At 70.4% G+C, this 23,059-nt stretch carries 25 protein-coding genes and 1 pseudogene; 9 read left to right on the forward strand and 17 right to left on the reverse strand.

Going from position 1 to position 23,059, the window contains the following annotated elements:
• Positions 1–15: 15 nt before the first annotated feature.
• The 5 genes from proC to AC5Y2S_RS11435 are packed head-to-tail and all read right to left on the reverse strand — an operon-like array spanning position 16 to position 4,583.
• Entirely contained in the window at positions 16–888 is an 873-nt protein-coding gene (gene proC, locus AC5Y2S_RS11415) for a pyrroline-5-carboxylate reductase (protein WP_499956258.1), read from the reverse strand.
• A gap of 28 nt (positions 889–916) precedes the next feature.
• Entirely contained in the window at positions 917–1,744 is an 828-nt protein-coding gene (locus AC5Y2S_RS11420; RefSeq protein ID WP_499956259.1) for a thioesterase family protein, read from the reverse strand.
• Positions 1,745–1,769: 25 nt separating this feature from the next.
• On the reverse strand, positions 1,770–2,612 hold the full coding sequence (locus tag AC5Y2S_RS11425; protein ID WP_067004539.1) for a sugar phosphate isomerase/epimerase family protein: 843 nt from the start codon (positions 2,610–2,612) through the stop codon (positions 1,770–1,772).
• A gap of 16 nt (positions 2,613–2,628) precedes the next feature.
• On the reverse strand, positions 2,629–3,570 hold the full coding sequence (locus tag AC5Y2S_RS11430; protein WP_499956260.1) for an Rv0497 family membrane protein: 942 nt from the start codon (positions 3,568–3,570) through the stop codon (positions 2,629–2,631).
• Positions 3,567–4,583, reverse strand: coding sequence for a Ppx/GppA family phosphatase (locus tag AC5Y2S_RS11435; protein ID WP_499956261.1), 1,017 nt, complete (start codon positions 4,581–4,583; stop codon positions 3,567–3,569). The genes AC5Y2S_RS11430 and AC5Y2S_RS11435 overlap by 4 nt, the downstream gene beginning before the upstream one ends.
• Before the next feature lie 95 nt (positions 4,584–4,678).
• Here AC5Y2S_RS11435 and AC5Y2S_RS11440 point away from each other — a divergent pair, with 95 nt between their 5' ends.
• Positions 4,679–5,464, forward strand: a complete 786-nt coding sequence (locus tag AC5Y2S_RS11440; protein WP_499903164.1) for a DUF3109 family protein — start codon at positions 4,679–4,681, stop codon at positions 5,462–5,464.
• 13 nt (positions 5,465–5,477) lie between these two features.
• Here AC5Y2S_RS11440 and AC5Y2S_RS11445 read toward each other — a convergent pair whose 3' ends face one another.
• Positions 5,478–6,200, reverse strand: coding sequence for a FadR/GntR family transcriptional regulator (locus AC5Y2S_RS11445; RefSeq protein WP_499956262.1), 723 nt, complete (start codon positions 6,198–6,200; stop codon positions 5,478–5,480).
• Positions 6,201–6,276: 76 nt separating this feature from the next.
• Between AC5Y2S_RS11445 and AC5Y2S_RS11450 the strand changes: the two genes are divergently transcribed.
• From AC5Y2S_RS11450 to AC5Y2S_RS11465, 4 genes and pseudogenes are all read left to right on the forward strand, one after another.
• Positions 6,277–7,233, forward strand: coding sequence for a tocopherol cyclase family protein (locus tag AC5Y2S_RS11450; RefSeq protein ID WP_499956263.1), 957 nt, complete (start codon positions 6,277–6,279; stop codon positions 7,231–7,233).
• Positions 7,230–7,559: a hypothetical protein gene (locus tag AC5Y2S_RS11455; RefSeq protein ID WP_499956264.1), complete on the forward strand. Its 330-nt coding sequence runs from the start codon at positions 7,230–7,232 to the stop codon at positions 7,557–7,559. Before AC5Y2S_RS11450 ends, AC5Y2S_RS11455 begins: the two co-directional genes overlap by 4 nt.
• Entirely contained in the window at positions 7,556–9,415 is a 1,860-nt protein-coding gene (locus tag AC5Y2S_RS11460) for a GMC family oxidoreductase (protein WP_499956265.1), read from the forward strand. The genes AC5Y2S_RS11455 and AC5Y2S_RS11460 overlap by 4 nt, the downstream gene beginning before the upstream one ends.
• A gap of 120 nt (positions 9,416–9,535) precedes the next feature.
• Positions 9,536–9,793: pseudogene (locus tag AC5Y2S_RS11465) on the forward strand (NUDIX hydrolase); the annotation flags it as partial.
• On the opposite strand, the gene regX reads toward AC5Y2S_RS11465, so the two are convergent.
• The 6 genes from regX to AC5Y2S_RS11495 form a co-directional block, all read right to left on the reverse strand.
• A complete protein-coding gene (gene regX, locus AC5Y2S_RS11470; RefSeq protein ID WP_046187060.1) occupies positions 9,790–10,473 on the reverse strand; it encodes a two-component sensory transduction protein RegX in 684 nt (227 codons plus the stop codon). The pseudogene AC5Y2S_RS11465 and the gene regX sit on opposite strands and share 4 nt — an antisense overlap.
• A complete protein-coding gene (locus AC5Y2S_RS11475; RefSeq protein ID WP_499956266.1) occupies positions 10,470–11,690 on the reverse strand; it encodes a sensor histidine kinase in 1,221 nt (406 codons plus the stop codon). The genes regX and AC5Y2S_RS11475 overlap by 4 nt, the downstream gene beginning before the upstream one ends.
• 149 nt (positions 11,691–11,839) lie before the next feature.
• Complete coding sequence (locus AC5Y2S_RS11480; protein ID WP_499903157.1) at positions 11,840–12,589, reverse strand: phosphoglyceromutase; 750 nt, start codon at positions 12,587–12,589, stop codon at positions 11,840–11,842.
• A 26-nt stretch (positions 12,590–12,615) separates the two neighbouring features.
• Positions 12,616–13,134 carry a type III secretion system chaperone family protein gene (locus AC5Y2S_RS11485; protein ID WP_499956267.1) on the reverse strand — a complete coding sequence of 173 codons (519 nt, stop codon included), beginning with the start codon at positions 13,132–13,134 and terminating at the stop codon, positions 12,616–12,618.
• Positions 13,131–14,462 (reverse strand): D-inositol-3-phosphate glycosyltransferase, encoded by a 1,332-nt coding sequence (mshA, locus tag AC5Y2S_RS11490; protein ID WP_499956268.1) that lies wholly within the window; start codon positions 14,460–14,462, stop codon positions 13,131–13,133. The genes AC5Y2S_RS11485 and mshA overlap by 4 nt, the downstream gene beginning before the upstream one ends.
• Positions 14,463–14,515: 53 nt before the next feature.
• Entirely contained in the window at positions 14,516–15,826 is a 1,311-nt protein-coding gene (locus tag AC5Y2S_RS11495) for an ROK family protein (protein WP_499956269.1), read from the reverse strand.
• A 173-nt stretch (positions 15,827–15,999) separates the two neighbouring features.
• Here AC5Y2S_RS11495 and AC5Y2S_RS11500 point away from each other — a divergent pair, with 173 nt between their 5' ends.
• The gene (locus tag AC5Y2S_RS11500; protein WP_499956270.1) at positions 16,000–16,749 is read left to right on the forward strand and encodes an SDR family oxidoreductase; all 750 of its coding nucleotides are present in this window, start codon (positions 16,000–16,002) and stop codon (positions 16,747–16,749) included.
• On the opposite strand, the gene AC5Y2S_RS11505 is transcribed toward AC5Y2S_RS11500, so the two are convergent.
• Together AC5Y2S_RS11505 and AC5Y2S_RS11510 are read right to left on the reverse strand one after the other, a co-directional pair.
• Positions 16,733–18,091 carry a L,D-transpeptidase gene (locus tag AC5Y2S_RS11505; protein ID WP_499956271.1) on the reverse strand — a complete coding sequence of 453 codons (1,359 nt, stop codon included), beginning with the start codon at positions 18,089–18,091 and terminating at the stop codon, positions 16,733–16,735. The genes AC5Y2S_RS11500 and AC5Y2S_RS11505 overlap by 17 nt on opposite strands.
• 40 nt (positions 18,092–18,131) lie before the next feature.
• Positions 18,132–19,229, reverse strand: a complete 1,098-nt coding sequence (locus AC5Y2S_RS11510) for a UDP-N-acetylmuramate dehydrogenase (RefSeq protein ID WP_499956272.1) — start codon at positions 19,227–19,229, stop codon at positions 18,132–18,134.
• A 26-nt stretch (positions 19,230–19,255) separates the two neighbouring features.
• On the opposite strand from AC5Y2S_RS11510, the gene AC5Y2S_RS11515 reads away from it, so the two are divergent.
• Genes AC5Y2S_RS11515 through AC5Y2S_RS11525 form a run of 3 tightly spaced genes read left to right on the forward strand, consistent with a single transcriptional unit; the run spans position 19,256 to position 21,681 of the window.
• Positions 19,256–19,780, forward strand: coding sequence for a DUF2505 domain-containing protein (locus AC5Y2S_RS11515; RefSeq protein WP_499903150.1), 525 nt, complete (start codon positions 19,256–19,258; stop codon positions 19,778–19,780).
• 21 nt (positions 19,781–19,801) lie between these two features.
• Complete coding sequence (locus AC5Y2S_RS11520; protein ID WP_499956273.1) at positions 19,802–20,644, forward strand: carbon-nitrogen hydrolase family protein; 843 nt, start codon at positions 19,802–19,804, stop codon at positions 20,642–20,644.
• Positions 20,641–21,681, forward strand: a complete 1,041-nt coding sequence (locus tag AC5Y2S_RS11525; protein ID WP_499956274.1) for an LmeA family phospholipid-binding protein — start codon at positions 20,641–20,643, stop codon at positions 21,679–21,681. The genes AC5Y2S_RS11520 and AC5Y2S_RS11525 overlap by 4 nt, the downstream gene beginning before the upstream one ends.
• Positions 21,682–21,683: 2 nt before the next feature.
• Here AC5Y2S_RS11525 and deoC read toward each other — a convergent pair whose 3' ends face one another.
• The 3 genes from deoC to AC5Y2S_RS11540 are packed head-to-tail and all read right to left on the reverse strand — an operon-like array spanning position 21,684 to position 23,055.
• Positions 21,684–22,367, reverse strand: a complete 684-nt coding sequence (gene deoC, locus AC5Y2S_RS11530) for a deoxyribose-phosphate aldolase (RefSeq protein WP_499956275.1) — start codon at positions 22,365–22,367, stop codon at positions 21,684–21,686.
• A complete protein-coding gene (locus tag AC5Y2S_RS11535) occupies positions 22,368–22,787 on the reverse strand; it encodes a DUF2599 domain-containing protein (protein WP_499956276.1) in 420 nt (139 codons plus the stop codon).
• Positions 22,788–22,791: 4 nt separating this feature from the next.
• Positions 22,792–23,055, reverse strand: a complete 264-nt coding sequence (locus AC5Y2S_RS11540) for a DUF2516 family protein (protein WP_499956531.1) — start codon at positions 23,053–23,055, stop codon at positions 22,792–22,794.
• Positions 23,056–23,059: the final 4 nt, after the last annotated feature.

Below are 23,059 nucleotides of genomic sequence, written 5' to 3' on the forward strand. Positions count from 1 at the left end.
TCCGGAAATCTCAAATTATTCCGATGTAATTCTTAGCTGCTCAGAGCGCCTTTTCGCGGCCTGGACGGCCGCGTCGACGGCCACCCGCAATCCCCCTCGCTCCAGTTCGCGCAGCGCAGCGGCGGTCGTGCCGCCGGGCGAGGTGACGGTCGCGCGCAGCTGCGCCGCCGACGCGTCCGCGTGCATCCCCGGCGGCTCCCCCTCAACGGTGCGCTCGGAGTCCATCCGCTCGAGCAGCATCGCCGCCGAGCCGGCCATCGTCTGCGCGGTCAGGTCGGTGGCGACCTGCCGGCTCAGCCCCGCCGCGACGCCCGCGTCCACCAGGGCCTCCACCATCAGGAAGAAATACGCCGGGCCGGAGCCGGACAGCGCGGTCACGGCGTCCATCTGCGATTCAGGAACGGTGAGCACCCCGCCGACGGAGTCGAACAGGGCCGACACCTCCTCGAGCTGCGGTTCGGTGACGAAGCGGCCCTTGGCCAGCGCGGTCACCCCGGCGCCCACCACCGCCGCGGCGTTCGGCATCGCCCGGACCACGGGCGTCCCGGCCGGCAGCTTGGATTCGAAGTAGGTGATCGTGATCCCCGCGGCGACGGTGACGAACACCTGCTCGGCGCTGTCGGTCTCGGCCGCGCCGGCGGCCCGGGCCAGCTCCCCGAGCACCGTCTCGACGTCGGCCGGCTTCACCGCGACGACGACGAAGGTCGCGTTGTCCACCGCTTCCGTCACCGACGCCAGACGCACCGAATAGGTGTCCGCCAGGTACTTGGCGCGCTCGGGCACTCGCTCGGCCACCACCAGGTCTTTGACCTGCCGGCCGGCGCGCAGCAGCCCCGACAGCAGCGCTTCGCCGATGCTGCCGCCGCCGATGATCGCGATTCTTGCCATGGGAGGCAAGCATTCCAGACAGCGCGCGCTAGCGAGCGGCGGGCACCATCGCCAGCTGACGCGTCTGCACCACCAGGCGGCCCAGCTGGTCGACGACGATGTGGTCCTCGTCGAACCAGTCGTGCCCGATCTCCACGCAGGTGGCGATGATTCGCAGCCAGCCGTCGGCGGGCAGGGCGCGCAGGAAGGCCGTCAGCTGGATGGTGGGCGCCCACCCGGTGCGGTCCACGGCGAACGTCACGGGCGCCGACACATCCCCGCACATGAGCGCGAACAGCGCGTCCGGGGCCACGTCGCGGGGGCGGGCCCACATCTGGATCACCGGCGGGTGGCCGTCACGGGCCCGCATCGTCGAGAGCAGCGGCCGCACGTCGCAGCCCTCGCCAAGGTGCACCAGGCCGGCCAGCGGGTGGCCCGGGCCGATCGGCTCGACGTCGTCAGGCGGCTCGGGTGCCATCAGGTCGGCGACCGGGTTCGCCGAGAGCAGCGGCGCGTGCGAGCCGTCGGGGGGAAAATGCTCCGGCTGGCCGAGGTTGACCACGGCGTGCACCGCGGTGCGCTCGCCCTGCATGAGCTCGACGTCGACGACGCTGATGCGGCGGCCACGCTTGCGGAAGGAGGTCAACAGCCGCATCGGCCCCGGATCCGGCGCCCACAGGAAGCTCGCGGACACGGCCACCGGCTGGAGACCATCCGGGCCGCCACCGCACGCGGTGCGCGCGGCGTTGGCGCACAGCGCCAGCATCGCGCCACCGTGCACCTTGGGCCCGATCGTCCAGTGCTTGTCGAGCTCGCCCTCGTACACGCCGGGGCCGGCCTCCCGCAACGTCATCGCGGTGGTGAATAAGGCGGTCATGTATCTCCTGGCTGATCGTGAAAGATCACCGCATCAGGTGGGTGCGCGCGAATTGCAGCGATTCGGTGAGCATGGCTTCACGCTCGTGCGCCGAACGCGCGCTGGACGTGGACACCTCGAGGATGACGTGGCCGGCGAAGCGGCCGCCTGCCAGCATCTGGCACACCTCGGCGGTGGGTTGGGTGCCGCGCCCGGGGACCAGATGCTCGTCGGCGGGCAGGCCGCTGCCGTCGCACAGGTGCAGATGGGTCAGGCCCTCGCCCATCCGCTGGGCCATGTCCAGCGAATCGGTGCCCGCGGTCGCGGTGTGGGACAGGTCCAGCGTGTAATTCGCGTGGTTGCCGTCCAGCGGGTCGTAGGACGGCGCGAACGCCGAGATCGCCGGGCCCGGCCCGCCGCCCCGCCTGCGCATCCGTTCCAGGGACTGGCCGGCCCCGAAGAACCGGTCGGCCCGGAAAGGGAACATGTTCTCCACGGCCACCTTGACGTCGCTGGACGCCTCCAGGGCGGCGACCTGGTCGCTGAATCCCTCGGCGTAGCGCCGCTGCCACCGAAACGGCGGATGAACGACGACGGTCTGGGCGTCGAGCTGTTCGGCGGCCCGCACGCTGCGGTCCAGCTTGGGAATCGGGTTGGCGCCCCAGACCCGCTGCGAGATCAGCAGGCAGGGCGCGTGCACGGACAGCACCGGCACGCGATAGCGCCGGGACAGCTTCTTGACCGCGCCGATGTCCTGGCTGACCGTCTCGCTCCAGACCATCAGCTCGACGCCGTCGTAGCCGAGCCGGTCCGCGTACTCGAAGGCGGCCTCGGCCCGCAACGGGTAGACCGAGGCCGTCGACAGGCCGACTTTGATTGCTGGGCGCACTGTCGGTGTGTGGCGCCTAGCCCGACTGCAACGACAGCGCCAACGGTCCCAGGGTGATCAGCGCCCCGACCGCCACGGCGATCAGTGTGCTGGCAATGTCCTCGGTCTTACGGACCACCCGAACCCCCACCACCAGGCCGAGAATGACCAGCACCGACAGCACCAAAGCCACGATGCTGTTCCAGCGCCACAGCTCGTCGAACGCGACGAACAGCCCGGCGCCGAACGCGACGGCCAGCATCGACTGCAACACGATCAGCGTTCCCCGCCACAGCGCCGCAAGCCGGCCGGGCTCCTCCTCGCGCTCGGCCTCGATGCCGAGGCGGTCTTGGTCTTCCTCGGCGATTGCATCCGCGCCCCGCTCGGCGCCGCGGCGCCGCGCCACCTCGTCGGCGAGCGTCTGCCCGCCGAACAGCGTGGAATCGGACTGCAGGTAGGAGCGAACGTAGGCCGAGTCCTCGGACGCCGGTTCGGCGTCGCGGACCTCGGAGTCCATCACGTCCACCGGGACGTCGCCGTAGTGGTCGACCGGGTCCGGGCTCATGCCCTCGGCGCCGGACTGGCCGGTGCGGTCGGCGGGCACGTCGGCGTGCGGCAGGGGTCGCGGGTAGGCGCTGCGCTCGGGTCCCGTCAGCCGTTGCGGCTGCGGCGGCGACTTGGGCCAGCGCGGCTCGGGTTCGGACCAGTACGGGGCGTTGGGCCGGTCCTCGGCGACCTGCTCGGCGGCCGGCTCGCTGACCTGGACCGTTCCTTTGGCTGCGTGTTCGGTTTCGTCGCCACGGATGACGGGGATTTCGCCGGTGAGCTCGGCGACCGTGACCGCGTCGCTGTCGCCGCGCCGCCGGCGGCGGCGGCGGGTGACCGACGGCTCGCCGATCGTCCCATTCCTGGCCAGCAGTTCGGCCACCGAGATCGGCCGGGTGCCGGGGCTCTCGGTCTCGGAGTGTGGTCCGGTCATGATTTGTCGCCCTTCGATCGGTTGGCGTTCCGATCAGCCTTCTGGCCTCCAGCATCGCGCACGGAGCTGCCGACGAGGGAGGTTCCGTCAGCTTCGCTGTCGAGTTTTCGCAAGATGAGACCTTCCCGTAATGCCCACGGGCAGATATCCACCGCTTCGATCGACAGCACTCGCATACTCGCCTCGGCCACCAGGGCACCCGCCACGATCTGCGGTGCCCGCTCGGCGCTCACTCCCTCCAGTTCGGCCCGGTCAGCGGTCGTCATCCTAGAGATGAAAGATATGAGTTGTCTGAGGCCGTTTGCTGTCAACGTCCTCTTCACCCGGGGTCCGGCCGCCGATGGCGCGGCCCCGGTGAGCCGCGCCAGCGACCGGAACGTCTTGGACGTGGCGACCGCGAGATCGGGGGCGCCGGCGTCGAGCACCGTCTCACAGGCATCCGCGAGCTCTGCGTCCAGCCAGTCCCGCAGCATCGCCACGCGGCGCCGCCCGGGCGGATCGTCGGGCAGCCATTCGCGGGTCAATCGCCCCGCGCCCAGCGGCAACGACAGCGCCACCTCGGGCTCCTCGTCGACGCCGCTGGACATCTCCAGCGAGCCCCCGCCGATATCGAGGTTGATGATTCGCCCGGCGCTCCACCCGTACCACCGGCGCACCGCCAGGAACGTCAGCCGCGACTCGTCGACGCCGCGCAGCACCTCCAGCTCGACGCCGGCTTCTTTGCGGACCCGCGACAGCACGTCGTCGGAATTCTCGGCGTCGCGGACCGCCGAGGTGGCGAAGGCCATCAGCTCCTCGCAGCCTGAGCTGTCCGCGATCTTGGCGAACTCTTCGATCGTCGAGACCAGCTTGTCGGCGCCGCGCCTGGTGATCTTTCCCGAGCTGTCGATGGACTCCGAGAGGCGCAGGGTGGCCTTCGTCGAACTCATGGGTGTCGGATGCCCACCGCGGTGGGCGTCAACCACCAACAGATGAACCGTGTTGCTGCCCACGTCGAGCACACCTAACCGCACAGAAACAAACTAGTCGCGCCGCAGGGGGTGCGCCGCGGAGGGCGGCCGTGTGTCAGCGGGGTCACCAGGCGGAATCGTGGACTAACGTTGACAAAATGGCGAATTCGCACCCGGAACCGGGTCAAGAGGTCGAATTGGATTTCGCCCGTGAGTGGGTGGAGTTCTACGACCCGGACAACCCCGAGCACCTGATCGCGGCCGACCTCACCTGGCTGCTCTCGCGGTGGACGTGCGTGTTCGGCACCCCGGCCTGCCGCGGCACGGTCGAGGGCCGCCCCGACGACGGGTGTTGCTCGCACGGCGCGTTCTTGTCCGACGACGACGACCGCGCGCGGCTCGACGATGCGGTCAAGACGCTGACCGACGACGACTGGCAATTCCGTGAAAAGGGCTTGGGCCGCAAGGGTTATCTGGAACTCGACGAGCATGACGGCCAGCCCCAGTACCGCACCCGCAAGCACAAGGAAGCCTGCATCTTCCTGAACCGGCCCGGCTTCGCCGGCGGCGCCGGATGCGCACTGCACACCAAGGCCCTCAAGCTGGGCGTGGCGCCGCTGACCATGAAACCCGACGTCTGCTGGCAGCTGCCCATCCGGCGCAGCCAGGAGTGGGTGACCCTCCCCGACGGCACCGAAATCCTCAAAACCTGGGTCACCGAATACGATCGCCGCGGCTGGGGCTCCGGCGGCGCGGACCTGCACTGGTATTGCACCGGCGATCCGGCCGCCCACGTCGGCGCCAAGCAGGTCTGGGAAAGCATGGCCGACGAGCTCACCGAGCTGCTCGGCGCCAAGGCCTACGCCGAGTTGGCGGCAATGTGCAAGCGCCGCAGCAAGTTAGGTCTCATCGCGGTGCACCCGGCCACCAGGGTGGCCGAGTAGCCCGAGGCGTGGCTCAGGTCTCGTGGGTTTTCCGGTAGGACAGCACCATTCGCAGCGCGCTTGCGTTTAGGTAGCCCTCGACCGCCGCGGCGGCCGCCTCGGCGTCGCGCGCCAGCACCGCGTCGGTGATCGCCCGCAGGTCGCCGACCACCGGGCCGGCGTCGTCATAGGCCGCGGTGAGCTCGTGCTCGCGGCCGCCGAACGCGTGCTCGACCCAGCGATACATCAACCCCAGCGCACGGTTGCGGCTGCTGTGGATCAACACCCGGAAATAGGCGAGGTCGGCGGCCTGCAGCGCCGCGGGCCCGTCGGCGTCGGCCACCGCCGCCAGCGCGGCGCGCAACGCCTCGGCATCCTCGGGCGCGCCCCGTTGCGCCGCCAAGCGGCCGATCAGCGGGCCCAGCGCCGCCCGGATCTCCAGCAATTCGGCCAGGAACTCGGGGCCGAGTTTGCGTACCAGCGCCTCCACCACGGCGGGATGGGTGAGCGCCTCGGGGTCACGCACCACGTTGCCGCTGCCGTGCCGGGCCTCGATGAGGCCCATCTGCTGCAGGCGGGCCAGCCCCAGGCGCAGCGACGTGCGGTTCACGTTGAGCTGCTCGGCCAGCTCCCGCTCGGGCGGCAGCGTGGATCCGGGCGGGAAGACGCCGTCGAGGATGGCGTCGGCGATCGACGCAGCGATCTGTTCATCGACCCGCTGCCGATCCGGCGGTTGCAGCGCACTTGACTGGTTCATTGGCTCAACCAATATAGTGGACCAACCGGGTGTGGAGCATCAAGCACACATCCGCGTCGCGATCGGAGGTGAGCACATGGACGACGAGATGCGATCGGCCACGGCCCCGCGCTGGCGGGGCAAGGCCGGCCGCCTGGAGGTCTGGTACGCCACCCTGTCGGATCCGGTGACGCGGGCGGGGCTGTGGATCCACTGCGAGACGGTGGCCCCGGCGCGCGCGGCGGACGCCCCCTACGCGCACGGCTGGGCGACCTGGTTCGCGCCCGACGGTCCGCCGCGCACCGAGCGATTCGGCCCCGAACCCGCCGCGTCGGCGGCGGGCGACGCGTGGTTCGACGCGGCCGGGGTGCGCGCGGCCCCGGAAAAGCTGTCCGGGCGCGCCGGATCGCTCGCATGGGACCTGTCGTGGAAGGACGCCGGCACACCGCTGTGGACATTCCCTCGCGCGGCATGGGAGCGCGAATTGCTGCCCGGCGCCCAGGTGGTCCTCGCGCCCACCGCCGAATTCGCCGGCTCCCTGAGCGTCGCCGAAGCTGCGATCCCCCTCGACGGCTGGCGCGGCGGCGTCGCCCACATCTACGGGCACGGCAACGCCCGGCGCTGGGGATGGATCCACGCCGACCTCGGCAACGGCGACGTCATGGAGGCCGTCACAGCGGTGTCCCACAAGCCGGGGCTACGCCGCCTCGCGCCGATGGCGTTCGTCCGGTTCCGCATCGATGGAAAGGACTGGCCCACAAGCCCTTTGCCGTCGCTGCGGATGCGCACGACGCTGGGTGTGCGGCACTGGCAACTGGAGGGACGCATGGGCGGTCGCCGGGTGCTCATCCGAGTCGACCAGCCACCGGAGAGGTGCGTGAGCCTGGGCTACACCGATCCCGACGGCGGGCGCGCGGTGTGCACGAACACCGAGCAGGCCGACATCCACATCGAAGTCGACGACCGGCACTGGTCGGTGCTGGGAACCGGGCACACCGAGGTCGGGCTGCGCGGAGCCGACGCACCGGAGATCAACGAAAGGATCCCGACGTGAGTTTTGCTCTCGACCCGCCCCTGCTCTTCGCCGCCGGAGTGCTCATCGAGCGGCGAGTGCCCTCGGACCGCCGCGATCTGGCCGAGGCCGCCACGCTCGGCGTCTTCTTCGGCGGCTCGTTCGGGCTCTACAACAACGTGCCCGGCCTCGGAATGCTGTGGCGGCCGTTCCGCGCCCAGAACGGGCGCGACTTCATGTGGAACAGTGGCGTTTTCGGCGTCGACACCGCCCGCGCGGGCTGGCCGCTGCACGCCGCCGCGGGCGCCATCTTCGCCACCTACCCGTTCTTCATCAAGCTGGGGCGCCGGCTCGGACGCATCATATGAGCCGTCTCACCGCATCGTTCGGCGCCGCGCTGCTCCCCGAGGAGTGCGGCGGTCCGGCGCCGGCCCAGCTCGTCGAGCGCGTCGACCGCTACCTGCAGCGGCTGCCCGCGACCTCGCGGTGGGCCGTGCGGGCCGGATTGCTCTCGGTCGCCGCGGCCAGTTATCTCACCAGCGGCCGCTCGCTGTCACGGCTCGACGCCGGCCAGCGGGACCGGGTGCTGCGGCGGGTCGCGGCGCTCGGCCCTGACGCCGGTGCGGCCGTGGAGGCGATGAAGGCGGTCGTGTTGCTCGCCAACGGCGCCGAAACCTACGCGCCGGAACTGCTTTCGCGCGCCCAGCGACACGACATCGCGCGTCCCGACGCGTCGTTGAACATCACCCCCTCAGCCGAGAGCCGCTCCGTCGTCGCCGCCGACGCCGTCATCGTGGGGTCCGGGGCCGGCGGCGCGATGGTGGCGCGCACCCTGGCGCGGGCCGGCCTGGACACTGTCGTGCTCGAGGAGGGACGCCGGTGGACGGTCGAGGAATTCCGCAACGCCCACCCGATCGACCGCTACGCCGGTCTGTACCGGGGCGCGGGGGCCACCGTCGCCCTGGGCCGCCCGTCGGTGGTGCTGCCCATCGGTCGAGCGGTCGGGGGCACCACGGTGGTGAACTCCGGGACGTGTTATCGGCCGCCGGACGGCGTGGTGCGGCGCTGGCGCGACGACTTCGGCCTTGCCCTCGCCGATCCGGACCGGCTGAACGAGCGCCTCGACGACGTCGAGCGCACGCTGCGCGTGGCGCCGGTGCCGCTGGAGATCATGGGCCGCAACGGGCGTCTGCTGCTGGATTCCGCCGCGGCGCTGGGGTGGCGCGCGGCGCCCATCCCGCGCAACGCGCCGGGCTGCGAGGGCTGCTGCCAGTGCGCAATCGGCTGCCCGCGCAACGCCAAGTTCGGCGTGCACCTCAACGCGTTGCCGCAGGCGTGCGCGGCGGGGGCGCGGATCATCTCAGAGGCCCGCGTCGAGCGGGTGCTGCATCGGCAAGGGCGCGCTCGCGGGGTGCGCGCCCGCCGGCCCGACGGCACCGCGATCGATGTTCTTGCGGACACTGTGATCATCGCCGCAGGCGCCACCGAGACGCCGGGGCTGTTGCGGCGCAGCGGTTTTGGCGCGCATCCCCGCCTCGGGAGAAATCTCGCACTGCATCCGGCGATGATGCTGGCCGGGCGTTTCGACGACGATGTCGTCGCGTGGCACGGGGTGCTGCAAAGCGCGGCCGTCCACGAGTTCCACGAGTCCCATGGCGTGCTGATCGAAGCGACCTCCACGCCGCCGGGGATGGGCTCGATGGTCTATCCGGGCTACGGCGCCGAGCTGCTCGGCTGGCTGGACCGCGCGCCCCAGGTCGCGACGTTCGGCGCCATGGTGGCCGATCGGGGCGTCGGCTCGGTGTCCTCGGTGCGCGGCGAGACGCTGGTGCGCTACAACCTCGCCCGGACCGACGCGGCCAAGCTGATGGTCGCGATCGAGGCCATGGGCCGGCTGCTGTTCGCGGCGGGCGCCGTCGAGGTGCTGACGGGCCTGCCCGCCGCGCCGACGGTGACGTCGCTGCCCGCGCTGCGCGATGCGCTGGGCCGAAGCGACGCTCGCAGCCTGCACCTGGCCGCCTTTCACCCCACGGGTACCGCGGCCGCGGGCGCCGACGAGCAGCTGTGTCCGGTCGACGAAACGGGGCGCCTGCGCGGCGTGGATGGCGTGTGGGTCGCCGACGCGTCGATCCTGCCCAGCTGCCCGGAGGTGAACCCGCAGCTGTCGATCATGGGGCTGGCGCTGGGAGTTGCCGACGAGGTGGTCGGCGCCCGTGACAGTTGAGAGTGAACCCTGGGCTTCCATTGTGCGCGTACGGCTTTGACTGTGAAGATACGGCGGGATCCGGGCGATATATGCGCCCAGGATTCACACGCAAAGCCGAGGATTCACACACCCACACTCGGCGCGAGGGCAATCCGGCTCGCGTGGGTGCACGTGACCCGGCCAGCCGTGCACGCTAACGGCGACCTAGCCCAGTACCTGGATCACGTTTTCCGGATGCGCTGGCTAGCCGGCGAGCCGTAGGCCGCCGATGACGAGACCACCGAAGCGGGCTGGTTCGACCTCGACGAGCTGCCGCCGATGAGGGAGGACATGCGTCGGCGGATCACGCTGAGCGCAAGCGACGACGCCCCAACCGTTTTCGAGGCGGGCGGCTAGCCTTCGAGCTTGTATCCCAACCCGCGCACCGTGACCAGGTGCACCGGGTTGGCGGGGTCGGCCTCGATCTTCGAGCGCAGGCGCTTGACGTGCACGTCGAGTGTCTTGGTGTCACCAACGTAATCCGCACCCCACACCCGGTCGATCAACTGGCCTCGGGTCAGCACCCGCCCGCTGTTGCGCATCAGGTATTCGAGCAGGTCGAATTCCTTGAGCGGCAACGTGATCGTGTCACCGTTGACGGAGACGACGTGGCGCTCGACGTCCATGCGGACCGGCCCGGACTCCAGCACGCCATCGCTGATTTCGGAGTCGTCGTCGCCGCCACGGCGCAGCACCGCGCGGATCCGGGCGATCAACTCGCGCGCCGAATAGGGCTTCGTGACATAGTCATCCGCGCCCAACTCGAGGCCGACGACCTTGTCGATCTCGCTGTCCCGCGCCGTCACCATGATCACCGGCACGCTGGAACGGGCGCGCAGCTGCTTGCACACGTCGGTGCCGGACATGCCCGGCAGCATCAGATCGAGCAGCACGATGTCGGCGCCGCCGCGATCGAACTCGGCGAGCGCCGCGGGGCCGTCGGTTACCACGGTGGCCTCGAAGCCCTCCTTGCGCAGGAGGAATGCCAGAGGATCGGCCAGCGACTCCTCGTCCTCCACGATCAGCACACTGGTCATCGACTTAGTTCTTCCTCTCGTTGTGACCTGTTGGGCCGCACCTCGCGGCCCCGCGGTTGCTCGGGTTCCTCGTCGCCGTCTTTGTAGGCCGGAATCGAAAGCGTGAACGTCGATCCGGTTCCCGGCTTGCTCCACACGCCGATGCTGCCGTTGTGGTTGGCCGCAACGTGTTTGACGATCGCGAGCCCAAGCCCGCTGCCGCCGGTGGCCCGTGAACGCGCCTTGTCCCCCCGGAAGAACCGCTCGAAGACCCGTTCCTGGTCTTCCAGCGCGATCCCGATCCCGCGGTCGGTCACGGCGATCTCGATGTTGTCGCCACGGCGCCGACGGCTGATGGACACCGGCGAACCCGGGGGCGAATAGGCGATCGCGTTGGACACCAGGTTGGCCAGCGCGGTCACCAGCAGCGCTTCGTCGCCCAGCACCCGCAGGCCGCTGGGCGCGTCGGTCCGCACCTCGATATCGGCGTTTTCGGCGGCCACCTTGTGACGCGAAATCGCCTCCGACACAACGGTATCCACCTCGACGTCGGTGACGTTGGGCAACGGGTCGGCCCCTTGCAGCCGGGACAGCTCGATCAGCTCGGCGACCATGTCCCCCAACCGGTTGGCTTCCACCAGCACCTTTTCGGCGAAACGGCGAACCGTTTCGGAGTCGTCCGCGGAGGCCAGCAGGGCCTCGGCGAGCAGCGCCATGGCGCCCACCGGGGTCTTGAGCTCGTGGCTGACGTTGGCCACGAAATCGCGCCTGGTGGCCTCCATCCGGGCGTAGTCGGACTGGTCGTGGACGAAAACGACGGCGAACCGGCGGTCCTCTTCGCTCAGCAACCGTGCCTGCCCGTGCACCGACAGCCCGGAGCGGCCCGCCGCGCGTTTGGCCGGCCGCAGGTCGAACTCCACGTCGACGCCGGTGAGCGCCTGCTGCGCGGCCTGCCAGGCCTGGTCGTCGAGCTGCCGGTCGCGCACCAGGCCCAATTCCCTGGCCCGGTCGTTGAGATAGACGACGTCGCGGTGCGAATCCACCACCGCGGCTCCCAGCGGCATCAGCGCGACGATGCGTTGCAGCATCTGCGCGACGGTGATGCCCGTCCATTCGGTGGAGGATTGCTGACGGCGTTCGACCGCCCGCGGCGCCAGCCGGACCCCGGCCGCCACACCCACGGCCAGTGCCAGCACTGACAAGACCCCGGCCAGCAACAGCGCCGAGAACACACTCACAACAAAATCCTACAAATTTGGTGAACGCCGCCCTAGCGGAGCGCGGCCAAAATCGGACAAGTCACACCCTACGCATTAGGTGTTCCGCTTCCGTTTACGCGATGTTTGGCAAACAGGCCTTTAAAAGCTGCTGGTGGGCCCGGTGAAATTCAGCCGCGCCCCTGGCTGGCAACGGCGGCGGCCCCGGCTGCGGCCGCCTCCGGGTCCAGATAAGTTCCGCCCGGCAGCACCGGGCGCATGTCGGCGTCCAGGTCGTAGCGCAGCGGAATCCCGGTGGGGATGTTCAGCCCGACGATCTCGTCGTCGGACATTCCGTCCAGGTATTTGACCAGGGCGCGCAGCGAGTTGCCGTGCGCGACGATCAGCACCGTCTTGCCGGTCCGCAGGTCCGGGACGATGACGTCGGTGAAGTACGGCAGGAAACGGGCCACCACGTCGGCGAGGCATTCGGTCAGCGGCCCGCCGCCGATGTTGGCGTAGCGGGGGTCGGTGTCCTGGCTGAATTTGCTGCCCCGCTCGATCGGCGGCGGCGGCGTGTCGTAGCTGCGCCGCCAGGTCATGAACTGCTCCTCGCCGTAGCGCTCCTTGGTCTCGGCCTTGTTCAGGCCCTGCAGGGCGCCGTAGTGGCGTTCGTTGAGGCGCCAGCTGCGCCGCACCGGGATCCACAGCCGGTCGGCGGTGTCCAGGGCCAGGTGCGCGGTGGTGATCGCGCGACGCAGCAGCGAGGTGTAGAGCACGTCGGGCAGCAGCCCGTGTTCGGTCATCAGCTCGCCGCTGCGCACCGCCTCGGCCCGGCCCTTCTCGGTCAGCCCGACGTCGACCCAGCCCGTGAACAGGTTGAGGGCATTCCAGTCGCTCTCGCCGTGGCGGAGCAGCACCAGCGTGGCAGTGTCTCCCATGCCGGAAAGTCTCTCACGCGGCCGCCTCAGTCGTCGGAGTCGTCGTCTTCGTCAATCAAGTGGGCGAACGCGTGCAGGTTCTTCAGCGACTCCCCGCGCGACACCCGCCACTCCCACTCTTTCTGAATTGACGAGCGAAAACCCAGCTCCAGCAACGTATTAAAGTCCGAGTCCACCGCCTCGAGCACCTGGCCCAGCACGCGGTCGATCTCGTCGGCGTCGACCGACGCCAGCGACATGCGGCCCACCAGGTAGATGTCGCCGACGTTGTCGAGCGTGTACGCGACGCCGTAGAGTCGGCGATTGCGCCGGAGCAGGAACCGGTACACGCCCTCGTGGTTCTCGTCCGGCTTGCGGCACACGAACGCCTCAACGCGCACCGAATGCTCGCCGATGCTCAGGATGGTGTTGGTCTTGAGCTTGCGCTCCCCGGGCAGCTCCACCACCAGGCCCGGCAGCCCGCCGTGCGCCCCGGGGAATTCCGAGTAGGTCAGCCCGCTCGACCGCAGCGTGTGCTCGATCACGGCCTGCACGGTCGTGTTCATGCGTCCACCCCGCGGCGCGTGGTCCAGCGGCGGGGCTTGCGCATCGCCGCCCGGTCCCGGAATCGGCGCTGCCGCAGGGCGGTGAAGTCGCCGATCGCGCGCCGATAGCTGGCCAGCAGCGCGTCGGTGGTGTTCTCCCAGGAGAAGGTGGCCGCGTGCGCGGCGGCCGCGCGGCCCATCTCCTGCGCCCGCGGCATGGGCAGGCGCAGCAGGCGATCGAGGGCATCCGCCCAGTCACCGACGTCGTGCCCGGACACCAGGGCCCCGGAGATCCCGTCGCGCACCGCCACCGGCAGACCGCCGACGGCGGCGGCCACCACCGGAGTGCCGCACGCCTGCGCCTCGACGGCTACGAGCCCGAACGACTCCGAATAACTCGGCACCGCAACAAGATTCGCGGCCTGGAACAACGTGGCGAGGTCTGTGCGGGACTGCGGCGGCAGGAACGTCACCCGGTCGGTGATGCCGAGCTCGTCGGCCAGCCGAACCAGGCCGTCCGGGGAGGCCATCCCGCTGCCCGACGGGCCGCCGGCCACCACGATGCGCACCCCGGGCAGTTTCGCGGCGGCGCGCAGCACGATGTCGGGCGCCTTCAGCGGCTGGATCCGCCCGACGAAGGCCACCACGTCCTCGTCGAGCGGTAGGCCGAGCGCGGCCCGCGCGGCGCGGCGCTCCCCCGGCCGGAACACGTCCAGATCCACCCCGGGGTGGACCACGTCGATGCGCGCCGGATCGGCGTGATGAATCGAAATCAACTGCCGCGCTTCGTCTTCGGTGTTGACGATCAGCCGGTCCGCCTCGTCGACCACCTGCTGCTCGCCCACCGTGCGCAACGGCGGCTCGGGCGCATCCCCGTCCGCCAGGGCCGCGTTTTTCACCGCGGCGAGTGTGTGCGCGGTGTGCACCAGCGGCACCGCCCAGCGGTCCCGGGCCAGCCAGCCGACCTGCCCGGACAGCCAGTAGTGGGAGTGCACGATGTCGTAATAACCCGGCTCGTGCGACGCCTCGGCGCGCAGCACCGCGGCCGCGAACGCGCACAGCTGGGTCGGCAGGTCGTACTTGTCCAGGCCCTCGAACGGCCCCGCCACCACGTTGCGGACCAGCACGCCGGGCGCCACGTGGGCGACCGGCGGATCGGCCGACGCGGTGGCCCGGGTGAAGATCTCCACCTCGATGCCGCGGCGGGCCAGGTGCAGCGCGGTTTGCAGCACGTAGACGTTCATGCCGCCGGCGTCGCCGGTGCCCGGCTGGGCCAGCGGTGAGGTGTGCACCGCCAACACCGCAACCCGGCGCGGGCCGCTGCACCGGAGGACGTCGTCGTGCCGCACTCTCTCATCTTTACAGGACGGGCCCCCGCTCGACCCCAAGGGCGCTGTTCGCGCTAAGCGGACGACTCGTCCGCGGCGACCTCCCGCAGCCGGGAGTCCAGCGCCCCGGCGCGCCGCATCGCGCCGAGCGGGTCGGCGTACAACCCGCCCAGCGACACCGTCCCGGCCCCGGCCTCCTGCACCCGGTTGCCGAAGGCGGTGACGCGGATATCGCGCGGCGCCAGGACCGAGCTGGCGGCGAACGCCGCCGCCACGTGCTCCATCGCCTCGGGGTATTCGGTGAAGGCCTGGCCGCCGACCACCAGCTCGTCGGGGTTGAGCATGTCGCGCAGCAGGGCGACCGCCTCGCCGAGCACGCGGGCCCGCTCCGCCAGCAGCTCCCTGGCCTGCTGATTGCCGGCGCGGGCCACCCGCAGCAGGTCGGTCATCGCGGACGCGGACCCGCTGATGCGGGTCGCCGGGGCGACGCCGGGAAGGATCTTCAGCCGGCGGGCGGCGGCCAGGACCGCTTCGTCGCTCACGGTGGACTCCAGCTGGCCGGCGCCGCCGAGCAACTCGGAGTGGGCGGGCAGGGCCGCGATGGTGCCGGGCCCGCTGGTCGGGCAGTGCACCCGCCCACCGATCACCAACGCATAGCCCACCGTCTCGCGGGCGTAGACGTACAGGCTGGTCGGCGAGCTCGGCGCGAATCGCCGCAGGCCGAGCAGCAGCTCGGCGCCGGCCATGGCATCGACGTGCGAGGCCACCGAGACCGGCAGGCCGAGCGCGTCGGCCAGCACGGGCCCCACCGGCGCCTGCCGCCAGCCCAGTCTCGGGTGGTCGACGTGGCCGGTACCGCTGTCGACGGTGCCACCGATCGCCACCCCAACCCACAGCGCGCGGCGCCGGTGCCAGCGTCGCAGGTAGCGGCTGGCGCTCTCGGCCAGCGACGCGAGCGCGGGCCCGGCGGCGCTGAGCGGGGTCGGGGTCTCGACGGTGTCCAGCGTGCGGCCGAACAGGTCGGTCGCCACGATGCTGGTGGTGCGCGCGCCGATGTGGATGCCGAGCGTCACGAACGGCTCGTGGTTGATCTCCACCGGCACCCGTGGGCGTCCGATGGCGCCGGAGACGGCCAGGTCGGCGCGCTCGCGCAGCAGGCCGGCGTCGAGCAGCGCGATGACCTGCCGGTTAACCGTGGCGATGCTCAGCGATGTGACGCCGGCGATGACGTCACGGCCGACCGGCCCGCGCAGCCGGACGGCCCGGAAGACCGAAGCCGCGGCCGAATCGGAGATGTGCAGCGCCGGGGGCAGGATCTGGCGGTGCAACCGCAGGGGGGCCTTACGGCTGGGGGAATGTGTGTGGGTGAGAGTTGTCGAGCGCACGAGCGTCCTTTGTCCGAGTTCGAATGGCCGGCTTCGGCCACGCCTGAAAAGTCAGGAGCGGCAAAGTGCGCGGCAACAACACGCACTCGCCGCGCAAAGACACGCGGCGGTGTTGTCGAACAGGGCGCTGAGGTGCACTCCGAGAATTTAGCACGTTTATTAGAGTTATTCCGATGAACGGCAAAGGGGGGCAAAAACGGGTCGCGGTGGTCACCGGTGCGAGCTCCGGCATCGGCGAGGCAACCGCCAAAGTCCTTGCCGCCCTTGGCTTTCACGTGGTCGCCGTGGCACGCCGCGCGGAGCGGATCAACGCGCTGGCCGACGAGATCGGTGGGACGGGCATTGTGGCCGACGTCACAGACGGCGCCGCGGTGCAAGCGCTGGCGGACCGGCTCGGCCGGGTCGACGTGTTGATCAACAACGCCGGTGGCGCCCGGGGCCTCGAACCCGTCGCCGACGCCGACCTCGAGCACTGGCGGTGGATGTGGGAGACCAACGTGTTGGGCACGCTGCGGGTCACCCGCGCGCTGCTGCCCAAGCTGGTCGACTCCGGCGACGCCCTGATCGTCACAGTCACCTCGGTCGCGGCGCTGGAGACCTACGACGGCGGCGCCGGCTACACGGCGGCCAAACACGCCCAGGGTGCGCTGCACCGGACGCTGCGCGGTGAGTTACTCGGAAAACCGGTGCGGCTCACCGAGATTGCCCCGGGAGCGGTCGAAACCGAGTTCTCGCTGGTCCGTTTCGACGGCGACGAACAGCGCGCGGACGCGGTGTACACCGGGATAACGCCGCTGACGGCCGCCGACGTCGCCGAGGTGATCGGGTTCGTCGCCTCGCGCCCCTCCCACGTGGACCTGGACCTGATCGTGATGAAGCCGCGCGACCAGGCCAGCGCGACGCGGTTTAACCGCCGGGGCTAGGCGAGGTGGTGGTGGTCGTCGGCGTGCCCGACAGCGTCGGGGCGTTCGACGGGGTCACCGGCGCAGTCACCGGAATCTGAGTGGCCGGCGGGTGCGCCGTCGGGGGCGGCAGCGCCGACATCGCCACCCAGGTGTCCCAGTCCACGGCCCAGTCCCAGATGTCGCCGTCGGAGTAGGACAGCTGGATCGAGCTGCCGGTCACCTCGACCGGGTCGCCGTACATCGCGGTCGGGTAATACTCCGCGGCGTCCGCGGTCGACAGGTTGATGCAGCCGTTGGTGACGTTGCTGTTGCCCTGCGCGCCCGCGCTCGACGGGTTGGCGTGGATGAACTCGCCGTTGTTGGAGATCCGCACCGCCCAGCGCTCGTGGGCGTTGGTGTAGCCGGCCGCCGGGTTGGACATGTAGAAGTCGGCGTACTTCTCGGTGACCACGTGAATGCCGTTGCGGGTGACGTTGCGGGCCTTGTCGGCCTCGCCGTAGCTGCACGGGAAGTCCATGATGACGCCGGCGTCGGTGACGACCTGGATGCGGTGCGAGGAGACCTCGGCCTTGACGACCTGCTTGCGGCCGATCTGGAAGTGCAGCGAGATGTCGTCGGCGCCGAACGCGCCGTCCCCGAACGGCCGTCCGTAGAGCTTGGCGTCGACGTTGACGGTGGTGCCCGCCGGGTAGTACTCGCGGGGGCGCCAGTGTGCGCGCGCCCCCTGCGCCTCGTCGGGCAGCCAGGCCCAGCTGCCCTCGACCGGCGGCGTGGTGGTCACGGTGAGCGCCTTCTCGACGGAGGCCTTGTCGCTGATCGGCGCGTCGAACTGGATGATGATGGGCGCCGCGACCCCGACGGTCTGGCCGTCGGCCAGCTGGAAGGCCCCGCCGATCTTCTTGCTCGGCGCCACGGTGGTGAACTTGCCGCTCAGCGGGACCGCCTTGCCGTTGTGGCCGACGGCCGAACCGCTCCAGGTGTAGGTCGCGTCGTAGCCCAGCGGCTCGGTGGTCGTGTAGACCGTGCGGTCGGAGTTGAAGGACCCGGCGACCACCTTGCCCGACGAGTTCGTCAGCGCCACCTTCTGGAACCAGCCGTCGGTCACCTGGACGCTGATCGGCGAGATCGGAACCACGTCGGCGGCGGCGTCCGCCGGCTGGAACTTCAGCTGGGGCGCCGGCGGCTCCTTCTTGCTCTCGGCTTGCTTGGCCACGGTGCCGGCGCAGGCGGCCAACACGCTGGGGGCGAACACGCCGAGCCCGAGGGCCGCCAGGGCCAGGCGCCGGTTAACCGGCGGCGGGGAACTGGATGTGCTCACGACACCTAAAGATACCGGGAGAATAGACACCAACGGCGCCACGGCAATTCGGCGCCGACGTGCAGTGGCGGGAGATTAGCCGCTATAGCCTGCAGCCAAGCAGGACAGGCTCGGGTTTCAGTGTGATGCCAAACACAGCATGGACTCCGTCACGCACGGTTCGGGCCAGTGCGATGACGTCCTCCGCGGTGGCCCCGCCGCGGTTGGTCAGGGCGAGCGCGTGCTTGGTCGAAAGCCGGCAACGGGCCCCTTCATCCTGCGGATAGCCCTTGCCGAAGCCCGCCCGCTCCACCAGCCAACCGGCCGCCAGCTTGACCCCATCCGGCGCCGGATAGTGCGGAACCGGCCCCTCGACATCGCCGGCCAGCCGCTCGTAGGCCTCCGGTGCCACCACGGGGTTGGTGAAGAACGAACCCACGCTCCAGGTGTCGTGGTCGTTCGCATCGAGCACCATCCCCTTGCGTGACCGCAGCGTCAGCACCGCCTCGCGCACGGCGCCGGGGTCGGCGCGCTCGCCGCTGGCGACGTTCAACGCGGCCGTCAGCTCGCCGTAGCGCAACGGCGCGCTGCGGCCCGACGGATCCAGCGTGAACTCGACTTCCAGTGCCACCCAACGGATTTCGCCTCCCCGCTGGGAAGCCTTCTTGAAGACGCTGGTGCGGTACCCGAAGCCGAGCTCGTCGCCGGGCACCCAGCGCACCTCGCCGCTTTCGCGATCGAGTACCCGGACCCGGGTGATCGTGTCGGACACCTCCGCCCCGTAGGCGCCGACGTTCTGCACGGGCGTGGCGCCGGCCGACCCGGGGATGCCCGACAGGCACTCCAGGCCGCCCAAGCCGTGCTCGATCGACTTGACCACCACGTCGTCCCACACCGCACCGGCCTCGGCGCGGACCACGTTGCCGTCCACGGTGATGCCGTCGCCCGCCAGGCGCACCGCGGTCAGATCGGTCAACGTATCGGCGATGACCAGGTTGGACCCGCCAGCAAACACCAGCACCGGGGTCGCCCGGGCGTCCGAGTCCAACTGCCGCAATACCGCGACCGCCTGCTCGGTGCTGGCGCAGGTGATCAGGCGTCGCGCGACCGGCCCAACCCGCAAGGTGGTCAGCGGCGCCAGCGGCACCGTCTCATCGACACGCGCGCCGGCGAAGAGCGAACCGGCACCGCTCGTTTTCATGGCCCGTAACGGTAGCCTGGCCAGCTATGCCGCATTCATTCGAGTTGTCGGCCGAGTACGAGGAAAGCGTCGAAGAGGTGCATCGGGCTTTCCAGGAGGAGGGCTACTGGCGGGCCAGGCTGGCCGACATTCCCGTGGACGAAGCAAAGCTGGAGTCGATGCGGGTCGGCGGCGAGTCCGGACGGGACGGCACCGTCGAGGTGGTCACGCTGCAGGTGGTGCGCAGCCACAACCTGCACGCCGTCGTCAAGCAGCTGCACCGGGGCGACATCCGTATCAGGCGCAGGGAAACCTGGGGACCCCTCGTCGACGGCACCGCCATGGGCTCGATCGCGGTCAGCATCCTCGACACCCCGGTGCAGGTGTCCGGCCCGGGGGAACTGGCGCCGCTCGCCGACTCCGGCGGCGCCCGGCTGACCTGCCAAGTCACCGTCCAGGTGCGGATCCCGATCATCGGCGGCAAGGTGGAGCGGCTCATCGGCGCTCAGCTGGACGAGCTGGTCAGCCGGGAACAACGGTTGACCGCGGAGTGGATCGCCAAGAGCGCCTGAGCCGGGCCTAAGCTGGCGCCCATGCGAATCGCGCTGGCGCAGATCCTCAGTGGCAGCGACCCGGCGGCGAACCTCGAGCTGGTCCGCGAGCACACCCGCCGCGCCGCCGACGCCGGCGCGCGGCTGGTGGCTTTTCCCGAGGCGACCATGTGCCGATTCGGCGTCCCCCTGGCCCCGATCGCCGAGCCCGTCGACGGGCCCTGGGCGAACGGTGTGCGCGGGATCGCGACCGAGACCGGGATCACCGTGATCGCGGGCATGTTCAGCCCGGCCGGCGACGGACGCGTGAAGAACACGCTGATCGTGGCCGGGCCCGGCGCCCCCAACCGGCCGGACACCCACTACGACAAGATCCACCTGTACGACGCGTTCGGCTTCACCGAGTCGCGCACCGTCGCACCGGGCCACGACCCGGTGGTGGTCGAGGTCGACGACGTCCGGGTGGGATTGAGCGTTTGCTACGACGTCCGCTTCCCCGCGCTCTACACCGAGCTGGCCCGCCGCGGCGCCCAGCTGATCGTCGTCTGCGCGTCCTGGGGCTCCGGGCCGGGCAAGCTCGACCAGTGGACGCTGCTGGCCCGGGCCCGCGCGCTGGACTCGATGAGCTACGTCGCCGCGGTCGGTCAGGCCGATCCCGGCGAGGCCCTGACCAAGTCCGGGTCGGGCGCGGGCGCGCCGCTGGGGGTGGGCGGCAGCCTCGTCGTCTCACCGCTGGGCGAGGTGGTCGCCTCGGCCGGCGACGGCCCCCAGCTCGTGGTCGCCGACATCGACGTCGACCGGGTCGCCGCGGCCCGGGACAGCATCGCGGTGCTGCGCAACCGCTCCGACTTTGCTCAGGTGGATAGGGCAGAATCGGTTGGGTGACGAACCCACAGGGCCCACCAGGACCACCGAACGAGGGCCCGTCGACATGGGCGCGACCCGGCAACCAGGGCCCCTTCGGCCAACCCCCGACTGAGCGGCCGACCGAACGCATCAGCACCGGCGGCCCGGCGCAGCAGGCGCCGCCGCCGACCGCCGCGGGTCAGCAGACCGAGCAGTTGGCCGTCCCGCACCAGAACCCGCCGCGACCCCCCTACCCGCCGCCGCCCGTCCCGCCCGCGGGCCCGACGGAGAAGCTCGCCACCCCCGACGAAGAGCCGGCACCGGTGAAGAGAAAACGACGCCTCCTTCGCGACCCGCTGTCCATCGCGCTGATCTGCATCATCGTTTTCGCGCTCCTCATCGCCGCGCTGATCGGGGGCGAGCTGTACGTCCGTCACGAGGCGAACTCCAAAGTCGCCCAGGCGGTGGCGTGCGAGGTCAAGGACCAGGCCACCGCCTCCTTCGGCGTGACACCGCTGATGCTGTGGCAACACGCCACGAAGCACTACACCAACATCTCGGTGCAGACGGCCGGCAACAACATCCGCGACGCCAAGGGCATGAAGCTCAACCTCAACATCCGCGACGTCCGGCTCCAGTCGAGCGCCAACTCGAAAGGCACCATCGGCTCGCTGGACGCCAACATCACCTGGACCAATGACGGCATCAAGCAGTCGGTGCAGAACGCGATCCCGGTCCTGGGTCCGTTCGTCACCAACAGCGTGACCACTCACCCGGCCGACGGCACCATCGAGCTGAAGGGCATGCTCGACAACATCACGGCCAAGCCGGTGGTGTCCGGCACCGGGCTGCAATTGCAGATCGTCAGCTTCAACGCGCTGGGCTTCACCATGCCGAAGGAATCGGTGCAGTCGACGCTGGACGACTTCACCGCGCAATTCACCAAGAACTACCCGCTGGGCATCCACGCCGACAGTGTGCAGGTGACCGATACCGGTGTGACGGCCCACTTTTCGACGCAGAACGCCAGCATCCCGAACGACAACACCACCGACCCCTGTTTCGCCAACCTCTGAGGCTAGGCCCCGGCGAGCCCGTCGAGCACCGCGCGGGTTCCCGATAGACCGAGGCGGGTCGCGCCGGCCTCCAGCATCGCTAGCGCGTCGGCGGCGGTGCGAATGCCGCCGCTGGCCTTGACGCCCAGCCGCCCACCGACGGTCTCGGCCATCACGGCGACGGCATGCACCGACGCCCCGCCCGCCGGGTGAAAGCCGGTCGAGGTCTTGACGAAGTCGGCGCCGGCGTCCTCGGCGGCGCGGCACACGTCCGCCAGCGTGCCCACACCCGCCCGGGCCAGCAGCACCGCCGACTCGACGATGACTTTGAGCACCGCTAGCGGCACCGCGGCGCGCACCGCCTCGATATCGGATCGCACGGCGGCGACGTCGCCGGCCAGCGCGGCGCCCACGTCGATGACCATGTCGATCTCACCGGCGCCGGCCGCCACGGCGAGCGCGGCCTCGTGCGCCTTGACCGCCGGCACGTGCTTGCCCGACGGAAAGCCCGCCACCGCCGCCACCCGGACGCCGGGACCGGCGGCCTGCGACGCCACCGCGACCATCGACGGCGAGACACACACCGCGTAGACCCCGAGGTCGCCCGCCTCCGCGACCAGCGCGGCCACGTCGGCGCGGGTGGCCTCGGGTTTGAGCAAGGTGTGGTCGATCAGGGCCGCCAGCTGGGCCCGCGAGGGTCTCGCCACCTAGAAGCCTTCTTCCGGACCGCCGGGATTGCAGCCGGTGGCGAACATTTCGGCGTCGTCGACCACCGGGCGCCACGGCTCCAGGTTCCAGCTCGTCTTGCCCGGTTGTAAGAACTCGGCGAGCTGCCAGTGGCAGACGAACTGTGCGCGCATGCCGGGGGTGTCGGAGTCCGGCGACAGCGCGAGCACCTCGGCCCAGGCCTCGTCGGCCTGCGCCGCGGTGCCCGGTTGCCTGGCGGCCAGCCGCCCGGATGGGGTCGGGAAAACCCGCAGGCTGGACAGGCCCTGCCAGCGGGACCACTGGGTGTGGTCGACGAAAGGGGGTGACGGGGTGGCGTCGGCTCGAGCGACGGGCGCGGGGGCCGGCGGGACCAGCAAGGCGACCGAGACCAGTGCGGGGGCGGCCAGCAGGGCTCTCATCCCGCTAGCGCGACTTGCCCTGAATCTCGAGGAGTTTCGGCCGCACATCGACCAGATACACGCCGGCGGCGCAGGCGGAGATCGCCATGCCCAGCACGCCGAACACGAAGCTCAAGACGGACGAAAGTGCCACTGCCACGCCGAGGATCACCAACCACACCGGCTTGGTCAGCTTGTCTGCGGCGGTATAGGCGTCGGTTCGCTGCAGCGCGGCGTGCACGAAGGCGTACACCGCCGTCAGCGCGACGGCGATCTGCAGGACGAACATGACG

The organism is Mycobacterium sp. NGS69 (genome assembly GCF_059812165.1).

Bases quoted from the DNA above. Each gene is read 5' to 3' on its own strand.
- AC5Y2S_RS11510 (WP_499956272.1), bottom strand. From the start codon at position 19,229: ATGAAAACGAGCGGTGCCGGTTCGCTCTTCGCCGGCGCGCGTGTCGAT.
- AC5Y2S_RS11450 (WP_499956263.1), top strand. From the start codon at position 6,277: ATGGACGACGAGATGCGATCGGCCACGGCCCCGCGCTGGCGGGGCAAG.
- AC5Y2S_RS11460 (WP_499956265.1), top strand. From the start codon at position 7,556: ATGAGCCGTCTCACCGCATCGTTCGGCGCCGCGCTGCTCCCCGAGGAG.
- AC5Y2S_RS11440 (WP_499903164.1), top strand. From the start codon at position 4,679: ATGGCGAATTCGCACCCGGAACCGGGTCAAGAGGTCGAATTGGATTTC.
- AC5Y2S_RS11430 (WP_499956260.1), bottom strand. From the start codon at position 3,570: ATGACCGGACCACACTCCGAGACCGAGAGCCCCGGCACCCGGCCGATC.
- AC5Y2S_RS11540 (WP_499956531.1), bottom strand. From the start codon at position 23,055: ATGTTCGTCCTGCAGATCGCCGTCGCGCTGACGGCGGTGTACGCCTTC.
- AC5Y2S_RS11420 (WP_499956259.1), bottom strand. From the start codon at position 1,744: ATGACCGCCTTATTCACCACCGCGATGACGTTGCGGGAGGCCGGCCCC.
- AC5Y2S_RS11485 (WP_499956267.1), bottom strand. From the start codon at position 13,134: ATGAACACGACCGTGCAGGCCGTGATCGAGCACACGCTGCGGTCGAGC.
- regX (WP_046187060.1), bottom strand. From the start codon at position 10,473: ATGACCAGTGTGCTGATCGTGGAGGACGAGGAGTCGCTGGCCGATCCT.
- AC5Y2S_RS11480 (WP_499903157.1), bottom strand. From the start codon at position 12,589: ATGGGAGACACTGCCACGCTGGTGCTGCTCCGCCACGGCGAGAGCGAC.
- AC5Y2S_RS11535 (WP_499956276.1), bottom strand. From the start codon at position 22,787: ATGAGAGCCCTGCTGGCCGCCCCCGCACTGGTCTCGGTCGCCTTGCTG.
- AC5Y2S_RS11515 (WP_499903150.1), top strand. From the start codon at position 19,256: ATGCCGCATTCATTCGAGTTGTCGGCCGAGTACGAGGAAAGCGTCGAA.
- AC5Y2S_RS11520 (WP_499956273.1), top strand. From the start codon at position 19,802: ATGCGAATCGCGCTGGCGCAGATCCTCAGTGGCAGCGACCCGGCGGCG.
- AC5Y2S_RS11500 (WP_499956270.1), top strand. From the start codon at position 16,000: ATGAACGGCAAAGGGGGGCAAAAACGGGTCGCGGTGGTCACCGGTGCG.
- proC (WP_499956258.1), bottom strand. From the start codon at position 888: ATGGCAAGAATCGCGATCATCGGCGGCGGCAGCATCGGCGAAGCGCTG.
- AC5Y2S_RS11445 (WP_499956262.1), bottom strand. From the start codon at position 6,200: ATGAACCAGTCAAGTGCGCTGCAACCGCCGGATCGGCAGCGGGTCGAT.